Annotated in this window: 21 protein-coding genes; 6 read left to right on the top strand and 15 right to left on the bottom strand. The window is 64.8% G+C overall.

What is annotated here, in order from left to right:
• Positions 1-9: 9 nt before the first annotated feature.
• From ETQ85_RS17010 to ETQ85_RS16995, 4 genes are read right to left on the bottom strand one after another with little or no spacing between them, the layout of a single operon-like run.
• Entirely contained in the window at positions 10-969 is a 960-nt protein-coding gene (locus tag ETQ85_RS17010) for an aspartate carbamoyltransferase catalytic subunit (protein WP_148580276.1), read from the bottom strand.
• On the bottom strand, positions 962-1,462 hold the full coding sequence (pyrR, locus tag ETQ85_RS17005) for a bifunctional pyr operon transcriptional regulator/uracil phosphoribosyltransferase PyrR (protein WP_148580275.1): 501 nt from the start codon (positions 1,460-1,462) through the stop codon (positions 962-964). Before pyrR ends, ETQ85_RS17010 begins: the two co-directional genes overlap by 8 nt.
• Positions 1,449-1,877, bottom strand: a complete 429-nt coding sequence (ruvX, locus tag ETQ85_RS17000; RefSeq protein ID WP_148580274.1) for a Holliday junction resolvase RuvX — start codon at positions 1,875-1,877, stop codon at positions 1,449-1,451. Before ruvX ends, pyrR begins: the two co-directional genes overlap by 14 nt.
• Positions 1,874-2,395, bottom strand: a complete 522-nt coding sequence (locus tag ETQ85_RS16995; protein WP_407058374.1) for a YqgE/AlgH family protein — start codon at positions 2,393-2,395, stop codon at positions 1,874-1,876. Before ETQ85_RS16995 ends, ruvX begins: the two co-directional genes overlap by 4 nt.
• A gap of 137 nt (positions 2,396-2,532) precedes the next feature.
• Between ETQ85_RS16995 and ETQ85_RS16990 the strand changes: the two genes are divergently transcribed.
• Positions 2,533-3,960: a cryptochrome/photolyase family protein gene (locus ETQ85_RS16990; protein WP_148580272.1), complete on the top strand. Its 1,428-nt coding sequence runs from the start codon at positions 2,533-2,535 to the stop codon at positions 3,958-3,960.
• A gap of 44 nt (positions 3,961-4,004) precedes the next feature.
• Here ETQ85_RS16990 and ETQ85_RS16985 read toward each other — a convergent pair whose 3' ends face one another.
• Genes ETQ85_RS16985 through ETQ85_RS16970 form a run of 4 tightly spaced genes read right to left on the bottom strand, consistent with a single transcriptional unit; the run spans position 4,005 to position 7,163 of the window.
• A complete protein-coding gene (locus ETQ85_RS16985; RefSeq protein WP_148580271.1) occupies positions 4,005-4,847 on the bottom strand; it encodes a class I SAM-dependent methyltransferase in 843 nt (280 codons plus the stop codon).
• Positions 4,844-5,413, bottom strand: a complete 570-nt coding sequence (locus ETQ85_RS16980; protein ID WP_148580270.1) for a YqiA/YcfP family alpha/beta fold hydrolase — start codon at positions 5,411-5,413, stop codon at positions 4,844-4,846. The genes ETQ85_RS16985 and ETQ85_RS16980 overlap by 4 nt, the downstream gene beginning before the upstream one ends.
• The gene (locus ETQ85_RS16975) at positions 5,410-6,303 is read right to left on the bottom strand and encodes an alpha/beta hydrolase family protein (RefSeq protein ID WP_148580269.1); all 894 of its coding nucleotides are present in this window, start codon (positions 6,301-6,303) and stop codon (positions 5,410-5,412) included. The genes ETQ85_RS16980 and ETQ85_RS16975 overlap by 4 nt, the downstream gene beginning before the upstream one ends.
• A 35-nt stretch (positions 6,304-6,338) precedes the next feature.
• Positions 6,339-7,163 carry an undecaprenyl-diphosphate phosphatase gene (locus ETQ85_RS16970; RefSeq protein ID WP_148580268.1) on the bottom strand — a complete coding sequence of 275 codons (825 nt, stop codon included), beginning with the start codon at positions 7,161-7,163 and terminating at the stop codon, positions 6,339-6,341.
• A 165-nt stretch (positions 7,164-7,328) separates the two neighbouring features.
• Between ETQ85_RS16970 and ETQ85_RS16965 the strand changes: the two genes are divergently transcribed.
• Positions 7,329-8,555: an HD-GYP domain-containing protein gene (locus ETQ85_RS16965; RefSeq protein ID WP_148580267.1), complete on the top strand. Its 1,227-nt coding sequence runs from the start codon at positions 7,329-7,331 to the stop codon at positions 8,553-8,555.
• Positions 8,556-8,559: 4 nt separating this feature from the next.
• Here the strand turns inward: ETQ85_RS16965 and ETQ85_RS16960 are convergent, their stop codons facing one another.
• Positions 8,560-8,799 (bottom strand): DUF2789 domain-containing protein, encoded by a 240-nt coding sequence (locus tag ETQ85_RS16960; protein WP_148580266.1) that lies wholly within the window; start codon positions 8,797-8,799, stop codon positions 8,560-8,562.
• Between the two features lie 184 nt (positions 8,800-8,983).
• Between ETQ85_RS16960 and ETQ85_RS16955 the strand changes: the two genes are divergently transcribed.
• Positions 8,984-9,550, top strand: coding sequence for an NADPH-dependent FMN reductase (locus ETQ85_RS16955; protein ID WP_148580265.1), 567 nt, complete (start codon positions 8,984-8,986; stop codon positions 9,548-9,550).
• 87 nt (positions 9,551-9,637) lie between these two features.
• Positions 9,638-10,204 carry a Tll0287-like domain-containing protein gene (locus tag ETQ85_RS16950; RefSeq protein ID WP_148580264.1) on the top strand — a complete coding sequence of 189 codons (567 nt, stop codon included), beginning with the start codon at positions 9,638-9,640 and terminating at the stop codon, positions 10,202-10,204.
• Positions 10,205-10,213: 9 nt separating this feature from the next.
• On the opposite strand, the gene ETQ85_RS16945 is transcribed toward ETQ85_RS16950, so the two are convergent.
• Both ETQ85_RS16945 and ETQ85_RS26280 read right to left on the bottom strand, forming a co-directional pair.
• Positions 10,214-11,005 carry a MipA/OmpV family protein gene (locus ETQ85_RS16945; protein ID WP_148580263.1) on the bottom strand — a complete coding sequence of 264 codons (792 nt, stop codon included), beginning with the start codon at positions 11,003-11,005 and terminating at the stop codon, positions 10,214-10,216.
• Positions 11,002-11,142 carry a hypothetical protein gene (locus tag ETQ85_RS26280; RefSeq protein ID WP_187394745.1) on the bottom strand — a complete coding sequence of 47 codons (141 nt, stop codon included), beginning with the start codon at positions 11,140-11,142 and terminating at the stop codon, positions 11,002-11,004. Before ETQ85_RS26280 ends, ETQ85_RS16945 begins: the two co-directional genes overlap by 4 nt.
• Before the next feature lie 22 nt (positions 11,143-11,164).
• On the opposite strand from ETQ85_RS26280, the gene ETQ85_RS16940 reads away from it, so the two are divergent.
• Complete coding sequence (locus tag ETQ85_RS16940) at positions 11,165-11,632, top strand: c-type cytochrome (RefSeq protein WP_148580262.1); 468 nt, start codon at positions 11,165-11,167, stop codon at positions 11,630-11,632.
• Positions 11,633-11,727: 95 nt separating this feature from the next.
• Positions 11,728-12,069 (top strand): YfiM family lipoprotein, encoded by a 342-nt coding sequence (locus tag ETQ85_RS16935; RefSeq protein ID WP_187394744.1) that lies wholly within the window; start codon positions 11,728-11,730, stop codon positions 12,067-12,069.
• 3 nt (positions 12,070-12,072) lie between these two features.
• Here ETQ85_RS16935 and ETQ85_RS16930 read toward each other — a convergent pair whose 3' ends face one another.
• The 4 genes from ETQ85_RS16930 to ETQ85_RS16915 all read right to left on the bottom strand — a co-directional run bounded on the left by ETQ85_RS16930 (position 12,073) and on the right by ETQ85_RS16915 (position 17,342).
• Positions 12,073-12,594 carry a hypothetical protein gene (locus tag ETQ85_RS16930; protein WP_148580261.1) on the bottom strand — a complete coding sequence of 174 codons (522 nt, stop codon included), beginning with the start codon at positions 12,592-12,594 and terminating at the stop codon, positions 12,073-12,075.
• A 70-nt stretch (positions 12,595-12,664) separates the two neighbouring features.
• Positions 12,665-13,942: a TolC family protein gene (locus ETQ85_RS16925; protein WP_148580260.1), complete on the bottom strand. Its 1,278-nt coding sequence runs from the start codon at positions 13,940-13,942 to the stop codon at positions 12,665-12,667.
• Positions 13,939-14,259 carry a DUF3240 family protein gene (locus tag ETQ85_RS16920; protein ID WP_148580259.1) on the bottom strand — a complete coding sequence of 107 codons (321 nt, stop codon included), beginning with the start codon at positions 14,257-14,259 and terminating at the stop codon, positions 13,939-13,941. Before ETQ85_RS16920 ends, ETQ85_RS16925 begins: the two co-directional genes overlap by 4 nt.
• Entirely contained in the window at positions 14,256-17,342 is a 3,087-nt protein-coding gene (locus ETQ85_RS16915) for an efflux RND transporter permease subunit (RefSeq protein WP_148580258.1), read from the bottom strand. The genes ETQ85_RS16920 and ETQ85_RS16915 overlap by 4 nt, the downstream gene beginning before the upstream one ends.
• Positions 17,343-17,345: the final 3 nt, after the last annotated feature.

Here is a 17,345-nt window from a genome sequence, read left to right as displayed (position 1 = left end):
GTTCGAGTCTCAATGGCTGCCGAGCATGCTCATCACGGCCATGCGGACCGCGATGCCGAAGGTGACCTGGGGCAGGATGACGGCCTGGTTGCCGTCGGCCACGGCCGAGTCGATCTCGACGCCGCGGTTCATCGGGCCCGGGTGCATCACGATGGCGTCCGGCTTGGCCAGGGCCAGCTTTTCGGCGGTGAGGCCCCACACCTTGAAGAATTCCTGCGGGCTGGGCAGCAGGGCGCCGTTCATGCGTTCGTTTTGCAGGCGCAGCATCATCACCACGTCGACGCCCTTGAGGCCTTCTTCCATGCTGGCGAAGTAGCGCACGCCCATCTTTTCCACATCAGTGGGAAGCAGGGTCTTGGGGCCGATGACGCGCACTTCGGGCACGCCGAGGGTGGTTAGCGCGGCGATCTGCGAGCGGGCCACGCGGGAGTGCAGCACGTCGCCGACGATGGCCACGGTGAGGTTGTGGAATTCTTTCTTGTAGTGCCGGATGGTGTACATGTCCAGCAAGCCCTGGGTGGGGTGGGCATGGCGACCATCGCCGGCATTGACCACGTGAATGTGGTCGCGACCGGTGTTTTCGAGGTGCTGGGCGATCAGGTGCGGGGCGCCGCTGGATTCATGGCGCACCACGAACATGTCGGCCTGCATCGCACACAGGTTGTCCACGGTGTCGAGCAGGGTTTCGCCCTTCTTGGTGGACGAGGTGGCGACGTTGAGGTTGATGACATCGGCCGACAGGCGCTTGGCGGCGATCTCGAAGGTGGTGCGGGTGCGCGTGCTGTTCTCGAAGAACAGGTTGAAGACGCTCTTGCCACGCAAGAGCGGCAGCTTCTTGACCTCGCGCTCGGCCACTTCGGTGAAGGGTGCGGCGATGTCGAGGATTTGCGTGATGATGCCCTTCGGCAGACCGTCGATGGTGAGCAGGTGCTGTAGCTCGCCGTGTTTGTTGAGTTGGGGATTACGCATGGATCAGCCTCATGGTGAGGGCGCCGGAGTCGTCGCGCTCAAGTTGGAGGTTCTGTCCGGCCGCCAGGGGCTCGGGCAGGGTGAGGGCGCAGAAGCTGGCCCCGATGGGCAGTTCACGCCCGCCGCGGTCGATAAGGACGGCCAGGTCTACCTGCGCCGGGCGGCCGTAGTCGAACAGTTCGTTGAGGGCTGCACGCGTGGTGCGGCCGGTGTAGAGGACGTCGTCCACGATGACGATGTGGGCGCCTTCCACGTCAAAAGGGATCTTCGAACCCTGAGGCTGCGGATGTAGGCCCTTGGCCGAGTAGTCGTCCCGGTAGAAGCTTACGTCGATGGTGCCCAGCGGCTGGGACAGGCCGAGCAGGGCGTGGAGGCGCTCGGCCAGCCATACGCCACCGGTGTGGATACCCACCAGGCAGGTGTTGGCAGTGACCTTGGGGCGCATCGATTCGGCCAACACGGCGATGAGCTGTTCGGCGTCAGGAAGCTGCATTTTTGGCACTTTCGAAGTACTGGAGCAGGAGAATCTGGGCGGCTGCGGAATCCAGCCGGGGCTTTTGCTTGCGCCAGCCCTGGAGGCCGGCGTCGTTGAGGCGGTCTTCGGCCTCCGCGGAGGAAAGACGTTCATCCACCAGCGTCACAGGCAGGCCGTAGCGGCCATGGAGCTGGTTGGCAAAGCGGCGGCAGCGCACGGTCATGGCGTGCTCGGAGCCATCCATGTGGGTCGGCAGGCCGACCACGAGCAAGGCCGGTTTCCATTCGGCGAAGATTTTTTCGATGGCCGCAAAGCGGGCAGTGTTGGCTTCCTCGGTGATCGCCGTGAGCGGATGGGCATGGCCCGTTTCCGTTTCACCCACCGCGATGCCGATGCGTGCCAGACCGAAGTCGAAGCAGATAACGGTACTCACGCGTGGCCGGCGACGTCGGACAGCATGGCAAAATCGATCCCCAGCAACTGCATGGCGGCAGCAAGGCGCTCTTCGGGCGGCAGCTCGAAGACGATGGAGAGATCGGCCGGCACGGTAAGCCAGGCGTTCTGAGCGATTTCGTGTTCGAGCTGGCCGGCCGACCAGCCGGCGTAGCCGAGGGCGACCAGCACTTCGGCGGGTTCACCGTCGCTGGCCAGCGCCTGCAGCACGTCGCGGGAGCTGGTCAGGCCGATGCTGTCGCCGACTGTGAGCGTGGAATGCCACTTGCCGGCCGGGCGATGCAGCACGAAGCCCCGGTCCGACTGCACCGGGCCGCCAAAATACACCGGCAGGTTTTCAAAGTCCGGTTGCTGGAAGGGGATGTCGATGCGCTCGAAAAGCGTGGCGAGGCGCATGTCCGTCGGCCGGTTTACGATGACCCCCATGGCGCCGTTTTCGTTGTGCTCGGCGATATAGGTGAGCGTGCGCGCAAAGTTCGGATCGGCCATGGCGGGCATGGCGATCAGAAAATGATCGGTGAGATTAATGGTTGTCGTAGTCACGGACGGTATTTTAAGCCAGGGTCAGGAATTGTAGCGGCAACTTTTGGGGCATGCTTGCGTCCATCTGCTTCCTGCGCTTTTGTCCTGCATCCATGTCCTCTGCTCTTGTCTGGTTTCGTCGCGATCTGCGCGATTTCGATCATGCCGCCTTGTTTCACGCCCTCAAGAATTACCAGAAAGTATTTTGCGTCTTTATCTTTGATAGCACGATTCTCGACGCCTTGCCGACCCGGTCCGATCGGCGAGTCGAATTCATCCACGGCAGTGTGCTGGAACTGGATGCGGCGCTGCGGGTAAAGGGCGGCGGGCTGATTGTGCGGCATGGCCCGGCGACGGAGGTGGTTCCGGCACTGGCCGCGTCGCTGGGCGTGACGGCAGTGTTGGCCAATCGCGACTACGAGCCGCAAGCCCTCGCACGGGATGCGGAGGTGGCCGAACGACTGCGATTGCTGGGTGTCAGCTTCGCGGACTTCAAGGATCAGGTGATCTTCGAGAAGAGCGAAGTGCTGACCCAGGGTAATTCGCCGTTCTCGGTGTTTACGCCCTACAAGCGTGCGTGGCTGAAGACGCTGACGGATTTTCACCTGAAGGCCTATCCGGTCGACAAGTACGCCGTCCATCTGGCGGCGCCGGCTGCGGGAGAGACGATTCCCACCCTCGCCGAGCTCGGCTTCACATCGACTAATCTCGGCGAGCTGGGCATCGTTCCCGGCATGGCAGGCGGGCGAAAACTCTTCGACGATTTCCTCAAGCGCATTGCCCGTTACAAGGTCAGGCGGGATTTTCCGGCGGTGAAGGGGGTTTCCTATTTGTCCGTGCATCTGCGCTTTGGCACCGTGTCGATCCGTGAACTGGCGCGGGCAGCTCATGCAATCGGTGGCGAAGGTGCCGAAACCTGGCTGTCGGAACTCGTGTGGCGGGATTTCTACTTCCAGATCCTGTGGCACCACCCGCGCGTGGTGGGGGTGAGCTTTCGCCCCGAGTACGACAAGGTGGTGTGGGATGACGCGCCGGATCTTTTTGCCGCCTGGTGCGAGGGGCGCACCGGCTACCCCATCGTCGACGCGGCGATGCGCCAGATCAATCACAGCGGTTTCATGCACAACCGCCTGCGCATGATCGTCGCGTCCTTTCTGACCAAGGATCTGGGCGTCGACTGGCGCCTGGGCGAGCGCTACTTTGCCGACCAGTTGAACGACTTCGATCTGTCGGCCAACAACGGTGGCTGGCAGTGGGCGGCCTCCACCGGCTGCGATGCGCAACCTTATTTCCGCATCTTCAATCCGGTGACCCAGTCCGAGCGCTTCGACCCGGACGGTGTTTTCATCCGCAAATACCTGCCCGAGTTGGCGAAGGTGCCGGACAAGTACATCCACGCGCCATGGACGCTGCCGCCCATCGACCAGAAACTGGCGGGTTGCGTGATCGGCACCGATTACCCGGCGCCGATTGTCGATCACGCCAAGGCCCGGGAGCTGACGCTGGCGCGCTTCGGGGTGGTGAAGGGCGCGACGGAGTAGGGCTTGTGGGTCGGACTGAAGTCCGACCCACAAGAAGCTTGTCGTCAGCGTGTTGCGGTGGCGATCAGCACGGTACTTTGAATGGCAAAGCCGTCGGCCTCACGGTGGCTGGCAATTTCGCTGGCCACTTCTGCGCGCAGTCTGGACTGCATGGCTGCGGGTAGCCGTGACAGGGATTCTGCGGCGCCACCGGCCAGGTCGAGGAAGGCCTGCCAGTAGTCGTCGGCGCTGGCGAAGGTGCAGGTGAAGGTGTGCGGTGTGATGCTGACTTCACCAAAGCCGGTCTGGCCCAACAGGGCTGCAAGGGCGTTCACCTCGCCGAGGCGGAACACCGACGGGCGCGGCACCTTGGGGGCCGGCAGCAGGCGGGCAATGCAGTCCTGGGCGCGGGCAATCAGCGGTACGGCTTCCCGTTGGCCCCACACGGACAGGGCGATGCGCCCACCCGGCCGCAGTACGCGATGGAGTTCGGCGAGGGCTTTTTCGGGCTGCGGAAAGATGAACAGGCCGAGGCCGATCAGGGCTACGTCGAAGCGGCTGTCGGCAAAGCTCAGGTGTTCGGCATCGCAGGCGGCGGCGAGGAGATCGGGCAGGCCTTCGTCGGCAGCCCGGCGCTGGCCTTCGGCAAGCATGGATTCGGCGATGTCGCTGGCCAGCACCCAGCCGTCGGGCAGCACCTGGCGGGCGGCGTCGCGGGCCAGCAGGCCGGGGCCGGCGGCCAGATCGAGGACGTGTTCACCGGGGTTCAGCCGGGCGGCGTCGAGCAGGGCTGCCTGCAGGCTGGCGCGCAGTGGGGCGCCATCGGCGTAGCGGGCGGCGATGCGGTTGAAGCCCGTGCGTTCCAGGGCCTTGAAGCGGCGGGCGTCGAAGCCGGGGATATTACTCATGGCAGCAGTCCGGCGAAGCGGATGATCGGGTCGAGGTAGTCGTCCCACTTGGTGAAACTGTGATCGCCGCCTTCGAGGACCGTTTGCCGACAGCCGGCGTAACGGGCCACTGCGTGGCGGTAGTCGAGCACTTCGTCGCCGGTTTCCACGAGCAGCCAGTAACGGTCCGGGTGGGTGATGGCCGGGGCTTCGATGGTGCGCAGCTCGTCGATGTGCGCTGCGGTGAAGTCGAAGGGCTCGCCGGTATACATGTGGGTCTGGGTGCCGATATAGGCCGACAGCGACAGCGGTGCCAGCACGGCCGGGTTGATCAGCACGGCTTTGAGGCCATGTTTTTCGGCCAGATGGGTGGCGTAGTAGCCGCCCAGCGAGCTGCCGACCACCGTCGGCGGGCTGTCGCAGCGGGCGATCTGTGCTTCGGCGAGGGCCATGGCGGCGTTGGCGGAGACGGGCAGCTGTGCGCACCAGAAGGCGTCGGCGAGCCTGTGTTCGGCCATGTGGGTACGCAGGCTGCGGGCTTTCCAGGATTCGGGACCGGAGCGGAAGCCGTGGAGGTAAATGATCATTTGTGTTCGAAGCGGTCATCGGGCCTGAGCAGGCCGGGAAGGTCGGAGGTGAGCCAGTGCCGGGCATCGGCGTCGCTTGCCAGGTGCGCCCGCCAGTAGGCGGTGCTGGCGGCGAGGAGATTGTCGCGGAAAACCGGCGGGCTGCGGCGAATGTGGAACACCGCGCCTTCCGCCGCGCTGGCCTGGCCGGCAAAGTCGAGGTGGTTGCCCTGGGCGAAAACCAGCAGGTATTTGCTGTTGTCGGCCGGCATGTGGCGGTAAGGTAATTCGCGGTTGGCGGCGGTGATGTCGGACAGGCCCATGCCGTCGTCGCGGCTGCCGGTGAGGCTGAAGAAGGGCAGGTGGATGTGCCCGAAGCGGTGGTCGAGGCCGGGGCCGATGTCTTCAAAGCGGGCCGAGGGGCTGAGCGCCAGCGCTGCGTGGACGCGTGGGTCGGGAGGCTCCGGGTGTTGGTCCGGTCGGCGTTCGCCGGCGAGGATCTGCACGGTGACGGCGCCAAAAGAATGGCCGGCGATGCCGATGTCCGTGGCGCTGTTGATGATGTCCGGCAGGCTGCTGTCGTGGCCGATGTGCCTGATCACGAAGCGCAGGTCGTCGACGCGGCGGGCCAGTTCTTCAGGGTTCATCGCCGCCTTGAAGGCGTGGCGCAGGGCGAGGGGCGAGTTGTTGCGCAGCAGGCTGACATCGCTGCCCGGATGTTGCACGGCGATGGCAGCAAAGCCGTGCGAGGCCCAGTGCTGGAGCCAGTCGGCGCCGCCTTCGCGGGAGCCGCCGAGACCGTGGGAGAAGAGGATCAGCCCCTTCGAGCAGGGCAGATCGGGCAGGTACAGCTTGAGAGGCAGGCTGCGCGCCCGCCGGGTGTCGTGCAGCAGGGTGAGACGGGTGCTCACCCTGCAAGGGCCGGCAGCGCCCGCGGCGGGACGGTTTAGTGGGCGGTCCATTCCACCAGGCCGAAGTGCCAGGTGGTCAGCACGATGATGCCGAAGACGAGGCGATACCAGGCGAAGGGCACGAAGTCATGGCTGGAAATGTAGCGCAGCAGCCAGCGCACGCACAGGAAGGCGGAGGCGAAGGCGGCGATGAAGCCGACGATCCACATGCTGATGTCGTCGGCGTTGAGAAGGGCGCGCTCCTTGTAGAGTTCGTAAACCGTGGCCACGCCGAGGGTCGGGATCGCCAGGAAGAAGGAGAACTCGGTGGCTGCCTTGCGGGACAGGCCAAAGAGCATGCCGCCGATGATGGTCGCGCCGGAGCGTGAGGTGCCGGGGATCAGCGCGCAGGCCTGGGCGAGACCCATCTTGAGGGCGTCCATCGGTGTCATTTCATCGACGGTTTCGACGCGCACGCGGTGGCTCTTGCGCTCGGCCCACAGGATCACGAAAGCACCGACGATGAAGGCGGCCGCTACCGGCAGCGGGGCGAACAGGTGCGCCTTGATGGCCTTGCCGAAAGCCAGGCCGAGTACGGCGAGGGGCAGGAAGGCGATGAACAGGTTGAGCACCAGGCGGTTGGCTTCCCGGTCACGGCCGAGGCCGGCAAAGGTGCGGGCGATGCGCTCACGGAATTCCCACACCACGGCGAGGATGGCACCGGACTGGATGACGATCTCGAAGAGCTTGCCCCTGTCATCGTTGAAGCCGAGGAGGTCACCGGCAAGAATCAGGTGGCCGGTACTGGAGATCGGCAGGAATTCGGTCAGACCTTCGACCACGCCGAGGATCAGCGCCTTGAGGAGCAGGATGATGTCCATGAATGATTGAATGTGCAGTGCAATAAGATGCCGCATTATAGCGGTTGTATATCGGCTGATTGGCTCCTCCCGTTTATGCAATTTGTCACGGGGCATGGCTCAAGACCCCGCCGCCGGCACCGTTAAGCTTTGTTGTATCCCCGATCGACGATAGCCTTTTTCTCAATGCTCAAGAAAATTCCCGTAGGCCGTCTCAGGCCCGGCATGTTCATCCATGAAATGTGCGGTGACTGGATGTCGCATCCTTTCTGGCGTGCCCAGTTCGTTCTCAAGGCTGATGGTGATTTGCGGCGCATCGTCGACGCCGGAATCCAGCATGTCTACATCGACACCGACCGGGGGCTGGATGATGTCGAGGCGGTTGCTGCCGATGAGGTGAAGGCGGCGGTGGAAGAAGAGATCAGCGCTGCCCTGAGTGCTCCGCCAGAGCAGATTCTGCGGGTTTCCGTGCGCGAGGAAATGGCTCGCGCCCGCAAGGTGCACGAGCAGGCCCACAAGGTCGTGCGCACGATGATGAGCGACGTGCGCCTGGGCAAGGCCGTGTCGCTGGAAGATGCGGAGCCGGTGGTCGAGGCAATCACCGGTTCGGTGTTGCGCAACAGCGGGGCGCTGATGGGGCTCATCGGCATCAAGAACAAGGACGATTACACCTTCCTGCATTCGGTCAGTGTGTGCACGCTGATGATCGCTTTCGGGCGCTCCCTGGGTCTGGCGGGCGACGAGCTGCGTCAGGGGGGGATTGGCGGGCTGCTCCACGACATCGGCAAGATGAAGGTGCCGGACGAGGTGCTCAACAAGCCGGGGCGTCTCACTGACGCCGAGTTCGACCTGATCAAGCAGCACCCCGGCGATGGCCACGCGGTACTGCTGGACACGGCCGGCATCGGGCCGGTGCCGCTCGATATCACCCGCCATCATCACGAGCGCCTTGATGGCAGCGGCTATCCGGACAAGCTGGCCGGCGATGCCATTTCGACGATGGCCCGCATGGCGGCGATCGTCGATGTTTATGATGCCATTACCGCCGATCGCTGCTATCACAAGGGCCTGCCGGCGGCCGAGGCCCTGCGCAAGATGTGGGAGTGGAGCACCGATCACTTCGACCAGAAGCTGCTCCAGGCCTTCATGCGCTGCGTGGGCATCTACCCGGTGGGCAGTCTCGTGAAGCTCGAATCCGGCCGCTTGGGCGTGGTGATCGAGCAGAACGACAGCAGTCTGCTGACGCCGCGCCTGCGGGTATTTTTCAGCACCAAGTCAAACGGCTACATCAAGCCGGAAGTCGTCGACCTGGGCCGCAAGCTGGGCAGCGGCGGGGGCGACCGCATCGTGTCGGCCGAAGTGCCCGACAAGTGGGGCGTCGATCCCCGGCGCTTTCTGTTGGTGGACGCCTGAGCGTTCAGCTCTTTGCGCGAAGCTGTACGTCGAGGGTGTCGATCACGGCGCTCCAGTCGGCGTCTTCGGCAATCTCTGTTTTCAGGAAGGTGGCCTGGGCCGGCGTCCAGAAGCTCGCGTTGGTCAGTTGCACGTCGTGGGGCAGGGGCGCGTGGGTGCCGATGAACGTGTTGATGGCTTCCTCGTCATTGGGCAGGCCGAGCTGGGCGAACAGATTGGCGATGCTGTGGGTGTGGGATTCCATGGTCTTCTCCTGATGCGATGGGTAAGCAGGGCGGGGAAACTGACGGATTACCTTTATTGGTCATCGTCATGACGGGTTTAGTTTCCTGTAATGCAGGACAAGGGAACCGTGTGTGCGCCAGGGTACTCAACGCGATTGGCGTACCCTGTATCTTCCTCTTTCACCTCCATGAAGGAAATCCACCATGACTGCCGTCCGTCCCCTCAAGCTGGTCACTCTTCTTGGCAGCCTGCGCAAAGGCTCCTACAACGCCGCCGTCGCCCGGGCCCTGCCTGCGCTGGCGCCAGACGGAGTTGAAGTCCTTGCCCTGCCGTCGATTCGCGATCTTCCCCTTTACGACGCCGACGTACAGGCGGAAGGCTTCCCGCCTGCGGTGATTGCGCTGGCGGATCAGATACGCGCGGCCGATGGCGTACTGATCGTCACCCCGGAGTACAACTATTCGCTGCCCGGTGTGTTGAAGAATGCCATCGACTGGCTGTCTCGCGTGCCGGAGCAGCCGCTGGCCGGCAAGCCGGTGGCGATCCAGACCGCTTCGATGGGCGTGATCGGCGGCGCTCGCTGCCAGTATCACCTGCGTCAGGTGCTCGTTTTTCTGGATTGCCAGGTGCTCAACAAGCCGGAGGTGATGATCGGCGCGGTACAGAACAAGGTGGATGCCCAATCGGGCGAACTCACCGACGAGGACACGCGCAAGTTCCTGGCCGGACAACTGACGTCTTTTGCTGCCTTCATCCGCCGGGTTTCCTGAAAAGAAGGAGGGTGGCAGTGGCAAGGTGACTGGCCGCGACACCACGACATCCTGTATATTAGTAAAGTCTAATTTTAAGGATGAATCATGTTTCGGATTGCCCTTGTCACTGCCGCGCTTCTCGCCGGTGCCGCCCAGGCTCAGGATCTGGAAGCCCTCAAGCTTGATACCCGCAAAAATGCCCTGCCGGTGCTCCCCAAGGTGGTTGCCATGATGCAGGAGACCGTTGCCGCCAAGGGCCCGGTCGAGGCCATCCCGGTGTGCAAGGTGCAGGCACCCCTGCTGCTCAAGGAACAGGCCGACAAGACCGGCTGGCAGATGCGCCGGGTCAGCCTCAAAACGCGTAACGCCGAGCGGGGTACGCCCGATGTGTGGGAGGCCCGCCAGCTCGCCGACTTCAACATTCGTGCGGCCAATGGCGAGAAGGTCGAGAGCCTTGAAACCGGTGAGGTGGTCAGCGAGAACGGCAAACCGGTGTTCCGCTACATCCGGGCCATTCCGGTTGGTGACGTGTGCCTGAAGTGCCATGGGCCGGTGGACAAGGTGGATGCCGGCCTGAAGCGCCAGCTTGCCGCAAGCTACCCCCATGACCAGGCCTTCGGTTATGAGAAGGGGCAGATTCGCGGTGCTCTGACCGTCAAGCGCCCCCTCTGAGCGGCGTTGTCAGAAGGTCCAGCCGTAGCCCAGGTAGGCCAGCGGCTGGAAGCGCGTCTCGGTGATCGGGCTGTTGGCCTGGGCATCGCCAAGGCGCGTGGCCATCAGGCCGAAGAGCAGCGAACCCCGTTCGCCGACCGGATAGGCGCCATTCACGCCGGCCTGCCACTGGGTGCCGGAGCCGGCGCTATAGGCCGGCCGGTTGGCGGCAGCTTCGGCCGGTGCAACCCCGTAGTAATAGTTGTTCATCTTGCGATCGTTCCAGGTCAGACCGACCAGGCCGTTAAGGCGCAGGCCCGGGCCGCGGATCAGCGCCCGCACGAACTGCACCTGGGCGCTCTGCCCCTTGCTGGCTGATCCGGCGTCGACAGCCCATTGGGCGTTGACGGTGCCGTAATCGGTCTGCCAGCGCAGGGTCGGGCCCACGTCCACCGAAAAATCCCGATCCTGCATGCCCTTGGTGCGCTTGCCTTCGTCCGCTTCCCAGCCAAAACGGGCGTCGGCGGCGAGCCCGATCCGCAGGCGCCGGTCGTCGGAATCAAGCAGCCATACGCCGGCCCTCAGGGCGTTGATGTAGAAGCGGTCGGCGTAGCTGGCCTGGATGATGGGCAGCACCATGGTCCGCAGGTCTTTCGAGCCCGAGGTCTGGGGGAGAACGCCGACACCGAGGCCATACAGGTTGCCGACCTTGGGAATGGCGGTTTCCGTCTGGCGGTCGATCTGCGACTCTGCCGCGGTGGCAGGGACGGTGGCGAGCGTGGCAAGCAGGCCCAGGGCTGCGAGTGCGGGGTAGTGCGTCATGGTGTCTCCGGATTGACGATGCCTGCATCGGACGGCGGAATTGTCTGAATGTTCCCTTCTCTCTGCAGGCCCCGTGTTTTGGCATCGACCGTGACGGATTTTTTCAGTCCTGTGGAATAATCGGTCGGCTTTCCCATTCATCCTGCAAGGAGTCGTCAAATGAAGTTCAACAAGCTGCTGCTCGCTGCCGTCGCCTGCGGGCTGGCTACCGGTGCGAACGCCCAGGCGAAGCCGGAAGACCAGATCAAGTTCCGCAAGGCCGGGTATGCATTCATGTCCTGGAACATGGGTAAGATCAAGGCTCAGGTTGTCGACAATCCGTCTTCTTTCAACAAGGACCAGGTGGCTGCTGCCGCCAATCTGATTGCGGCGACGGCCAACTCCGGCATGGGCGCCCTGTACGGGCCGGGTACCGAGAAGGATGCGGGCAGTCAGAAGACCCGTGTGAAAGCCGAATTTTTCCAGCAGCCGGACGAAGTGAAAAAGCTGGCCGTGGCCTTCATAAAGGAAGCCAACGAGCTGCAGAAAGTCGCCACGACCGGCGATGCGGCGGCGATCAAGGCCCAGTTCGGCAAAACCGGCGAATCCTGCAAGGCCTGTCACGACAAGTTCCGCAAGGACGACTGAGCTGTGTGGCTGGTGGGCCAATGCGGAAAGGTGTTCATGACGACGGTCTCTTCCGTATGATTCCCGCCTTGTTCAACCGACTATCGAGGTGATTCTTGAAAACCCTGGCAACCCTGATTCTTCTGGCCGGCCTTGCCGGCAATGCGCAGGCCTGCGGCCGCTACCAGGACGACTGGACCGGCAGCGACAAAGCGGCTCACTTTGGGGTGTCTTTTGCCGTCGGCGTTGGCGCCTCGCGGCTGACGACGGATACCTGGACAGCCTTCGGTCTGGCGCTGATTCCCGGCGTCGCCAAGGAAGTCTACGACTCCCAGCAGGACTGCAACCGTTTTTCGTGGAAGGACATGGGCTGGAATGCCGCTGGTGCCTACCTTGGCGTGCGTACCGGTAACTGGGTGCTCGGGCCGACGGGGGTGTCGTACCGCCAGGCCTTCTGAGTGTCAGGCGCGGGTCCGGGCGGGGGCGCTGTACAGGGCCCGTACCCGGGCCAGCGTGGCCTGAAGGATGCGGGCGTCGTTGCTGGCGCGATGGCGCGGAATGTCGAGTTCGCGCTGGATCTGCACTTTGGTGGCGTGCCAGTGCGCGGCCTGGGTTTCGTTGAGCAGGATCCGCACATCTTCCAGCCGGAAGGCCTGGGCGCTACCGGCCGCATCAAACAGGCGACTCAGCCAGGTGTAGTCGTGATACCAGGCATCGCAATAAATGGTCTGGCCCTGTAGCCGGCCGTTCAGTTCATGAGCCACTTCCGCCACCGGGCGGCCATGCGCTTCCAGATTTTTCCTGCTTACCTGGTGTACCCGTTCCGCCGATTCGTCCCAGTGCTGCCAGTTGGCTGCAGGGTGGATCAGCGCGCAATAGCTTGTGCCGTCCGGCAGGACGAAACCGACTTCAATGGGATAGCTGCTGGAGCCGAAGCCGGAAGCTTCGATGTCAATGATCGCGGGTGGGAACTGAGTGGGCACGGAAAGCTGGGCACTGAAAAACGAATGTCATCTTAACGTATTCATGTTGCAGTGCACTTATGGCCGCGCATCAGTGATGGTCGTGGCTGTCGTCATCGTCGTCCGTGTCCAGCGGCCACAGGCGGTGAGCGTCGAGTAGCAGGCGGTAGCGGGCTTCACTGGCATCGAGTTGGGCGAAGCGGGCGGCGAGGCGGGCCTCGTGAGCCAGGCGACGCGCCGCAAGCGTGTCGGTGAGGCTGCCTTCGCCCAGTTGCCAGGCCCGTTCGGTCAGGTCGGCGCTGTGGCCGAGGGCTTCGGCGGCGAGTTTCTGGCTTTGCCAGCCGGCGTGGGCGGCGGTGGCACGGCGATAGACGGTTGCTGCTTCGGCTTCTACCCGGCGCAGCACGCCGGCTTCCCGGTGGGCGCTGGCCTGAGCGCTGGCCACTGCCATGTCGGCATCGGCGCGACGGCCTTCGCCGGGCAGCGGAATGCTCAGCGTGAGGCCGACGATGCGTTCCTCTCCGCCCCGGTCGTTGGCCATATGCACGCCGACGCTCGGATCGGGGCGACGCTCGGCATCGGCCCGGGTGGCCTGGATGCGGGCGCGGGCACTTTCGGAGCGGGCCACGCCGAGTTCATGGTTGTGTTCGAGGATGGCGTTGACCCAGTTGCCGGCATCGGGTTCCACCGCTGGCGGCGCCACGTCGGCCAGTTGGGTCGGCAGGCTCAGGGCCGGGTAGAGGCGGCGCAGTTGCTCGGCGGCCACTTCGGCACGGCCGAGGGCCTGGGCGAGCTGGGCGTCGGCTTGGGCGAGGGCGGCATCGGCCTGCAGGCGTTCCAGGCGTGGCGCATCGCCCAGTTCGACGCGGCGGCCGACGACCTGAGCCTGACGGGCGAGGATGTCGCGCTGGCGGCTCCACTGCTCGGCGGCGGCTCGTTCGCGCAGCCATTCGAACCAGCCGGACAGCAACATGCGGCTGGCTTCGTGGAGGGCGTCGCCGCGGCTGATCTGGGCGCTGGCGATGCCGGCGGCGCCGAGCTGGCGGTCGAGCTCGCCCTTGCCGGGCAGGCGCAGGGCGCGTTCGACCCCCACGTTCCATTCGTTGAAGCGTCCATCCGGTGTGGCGCGGACGGTGCGACGCTGGTCGGTCAGGCGCACGGTCCATTCGTGGGTACCGGCGGCCAGGCGACGGCTGCGGGCTTCTTCGGCTTCGATCACCGAGCCGGCGGCACGCACCAGCGGGCTGCTGCTGAGCACTTCCAGAACCTGGGCACGGGGCGGCAGGTCGGCGGCATCTGCGGGGTTGTCAGCGGCCGTCGCCATCAGCGGCAGGGCGGCGAGGACAAGGGCCAGGAGCCAATGCGTCATGCGAGCCTCCCGCTGGCGAGGGCCGGCACCATCCAGAAGAACACCCGGCTGGTGGCGAATTGTTCGCGCAGGATGCTGAGCAGGGCTTCGGCGTCGGCTTGCGGAATCACCAGTTGTACCCGACAGCAGGAGGCGCGGCCGCGCACGTGTTCGGCAGTACCGATGAAAGTGACCCGTTGACCCTGGCCTTCGACCCGATTGCTCGTGAAACCTGGGGCCAGGTCTGGATGTTCGAGCAGGGTTTCGAGCAGTGCGTCTTCGACTTCGACGGGCATCACCAGGGTCAGGACGACGCCGGGCTGGTTATCGGAATTCATTGGGCGGTGACCTCGGGGGCGGCAGGAGATACGCCGAAACGACGGTAGAGGAGCGGCAGCAGCAGCAAGGTGAGGGCGGTGGCACTGAGCAGGCCGCCAATCACCACGATGGCCAGCGGGCGTTGCACTTCGGAGCCGGGGCCGGTGGCGAAGAGCAGCGGTACCAGACCGAGGGCGGCGATGCTGGCGGTCATCAGCACCGGGCGCAGACGGCGCTTGGCACCTTCCACCACGACTTCGCCGATGGGCATGCCACGGGCCAGCAACTGGTTGAAGTAGCTCACCATGACCACCCCGTTGAGTACTGCGATGCCAAGCAGGGCGATGAAGCCGACCGAGGCGGGTACCGAGAGGTATTCGCCCGACACGGCCAGCGCAAAGATGCCGCCGACCATCGCGAAGGGCACCATCGCCAGCACCAGCAGGGCCTGGCGCACGGAGTTGAAGGTGGAGAACAGCAGTACGAAGATCAGCCCAAGGGCAATGGGCACCACCACGCCGAGGCGGGCGGCGGCGCGCTGCTGGTTTTCGAACTGACCGCCCCAGGCCAGGCGGTAGCCGGTTGGCAGCGGAACCTGGCTGGTAACGGCGGCACGGGCTTCTTCGACAAAGCCGACCAGATCCCGGTCGCGCACATTGGACTGGATGACCGAGTAGCGCTGGGCGTTTTCCCGGTCCACCTTTACCGGGCCATCAATGCGCGTGATGTTGGCGACGGCCGACAGGGGCAGGCTCTGGCCGTCCGGGGCGGTGATGCGCAGGGCCGCGAAGGCATCCGGATTGTTCTGCAGTTCGGCCGGGCCGCGGATCAGCAGGGGAACCCGGCGGGTGCTTTCGATCACGGTGCCGGCGATGCGTCCTTCGAGCAGGCTGCGCAGGGCGTTCTGGACGTCTTCCACGTTGAGCCCGAAGCGGCCGGCCGCGAGGCGATCGACCTGGATCTTCATGTACTGCACGCCCTCGTTGCGGATGGTGACGGTGTCCTCGGCGCCGGGCACGGCTTTCACGACGCCTTCGATCTGCGTCGCCAGGTGGTTGAGGGTGTCCAGGTCCGGCCCGTAGAGCTTGATCGCCAGGTCGCCGCGCACGCCGGTGAGCATCTCCGAGACGCGCATGTCGATGGGCTGGGTGAAGGTCAGGGCGATGCCGGGGAAGTCGGTCATCACCGCTCGCAACTGGTCGGTGAGCCAGTCCTTGTCGGCCTTGCGCCATTCGTCGCGCGGCTTGAGAACGAGGAAGGTGTCGGTCTGGTTGAGGCCCATCGGATCGAGACCGAGTTCGTCGGAACCGGAGCGGGCCACGATGGCCTTCACTTCGGGTACGGCCTTCATGACGGCCCGCTGTACGCGCAGGTCGGTGTCGATGGTCTGGGCGAGGCTGATCGAGGGCAGCTTTTCGAGCTGCATGATGATGTCGCCTTCGTCCATGGTGGGCATGAAGGCCTTGCCGAGGCTCATGTAGGCCACCCCGGCAGCAAGCAGCGAGCCGACGGCAAGGGCCACTACCAGCTTGCCGCGGGTCAGGGCGAAGTTGAGTAGCGGCGCATAGCCGGACTGCAGTTTGCGGATCAGCCAGGGTTCGTGGGCCTCGCCGCGCTTTAGCAGGAAGGAGGCCAGCACCGGCACCACGGTGAGGGATAGCAGCAGGGAGGCCGACAGGGCGAAGACGATGGTCAGCGCCACCGGGCTGAACAGCTTGCCTTCCAGTCCTTCGAGGGTGAGCAGCGGCAGGAAGACGATGACGATGATCAGGATGCCGGATGCCACCGGTGAGGCGACTTCGCGGGTGGCCCGAAAAACCAGATGGAGCAGGGGCTGGCGGGCCGCGGCGCCGCCTTCGGAGAGCTGGGTTTCGACGTTTTCAACCACCACCACCGCGGCATCTACCAGCATGCCGATGGCGATGGCGAGGCCGCCGAGGCTCATCAGGTTGGCCGACAGGCCGACCATGCGCATGGCGATGAAGGTGGCCAGTGCCGCCAGCGGCAGCATCAGGGCCACCACCACGGCGGCGCGCAGGTTGCCGAGGAAGGCCAGCAGCAGCACCAGTACCAGGGCAATGGCTTCGATCAGCGCTTTTGACACGGTGTGCACGGCCCGGCCGACCAGCTCGCTGCGGTCGTAGAAGGGCACCACGCTGACGCCCGGCGGCAACTGCGGGGCGAGTTCGGCAAGGCGCTTCTTGACGGCATCGATGACCTTGCCGGCATTGGCGCCGCGCAGGCCGAGGACCAGGCCTTCGACCGCCTCGCCCTCGCCGCTGCGGGTGACGGCCCCGTAGCGGGTGAGGGCGCCGATGCGCACGTCGGCCACATCGCCGATACGCACCACGCTGCCGTTGTGACTCTTCAGGACGATGGCGCGCACGTCGTCGAGGTTGCGGATGGCCCCTTCGGCACGCACCAGCAGGGTTTCTTCACCTTCGCTGAGGCGCCCGGCGCCGTCGTTGCGATTGTTGGTTTCGAGGGCCGCCTGCAGCTGGCCCAGGGTCAGGCCGCGGGCGGCGAGGGCCGCCGGATCGGGGGCGATTTCGAAGCTGCGTACTTCACCGCCGAGGCTGTTCACGTCGGCCACGCCGGCGACGGTGCGCAGGGCCGGGCGGATCGTCCAGTCGAGGAGGGTGCGCTTGTCTTCGAGGGAGATCGGCCCCTCGATGGTGAACATGAACATCTCGCCCAGTGGCGTGGTGATTGGCGCCAGACCGCCGGTGGCGCCGGCGGGCAGGTTGCCCATCACGCCGGCAAGGCGTTCGCCGACCTGCTGACGGGCCCAGTAGATGTCGGTGCCGTCCTCGAAGTCGAGCGTTACGTCGGCGAGGGCATACTTGGAGGTGGAGCGCAGGATGCGCTGATGCGGAATGCCGAGCATTTCCTGCTCGATGGGTACGGTGATGCGCGACTCGACCTCTTCGGGTGTCATCCCCGGAGCTTTGATGATCAGCTTGACCTGGGTGGTGGAAACGTCGGGAAAGGCGTCGATGGGCAGGCCGTTCCAGGCGGCGACACCGCCACCGATGAGCAGCAGGGTGGCGACAAGAACCAGCAGGCGCTGGGTCAGGGAGAACTCGATCAGGCGGGAGAGCATCGG

It is taken from the genome of Zoogloea oleivorans (genome assembly GCF_008107625.1).
Classification (GTDB): domain Bacteria; phylum Pseudomonadota; class Gammaproteobacteria; order Burkholderiales; family Rhodocyclaceae; genus Zoogloea; species Zoogloea oleivorans.
The sequence above is the reverse complement of the archived record's forward strand: the minus strand, read 5'-3'. Positions and strand labels throughout refer to the sequence as shown.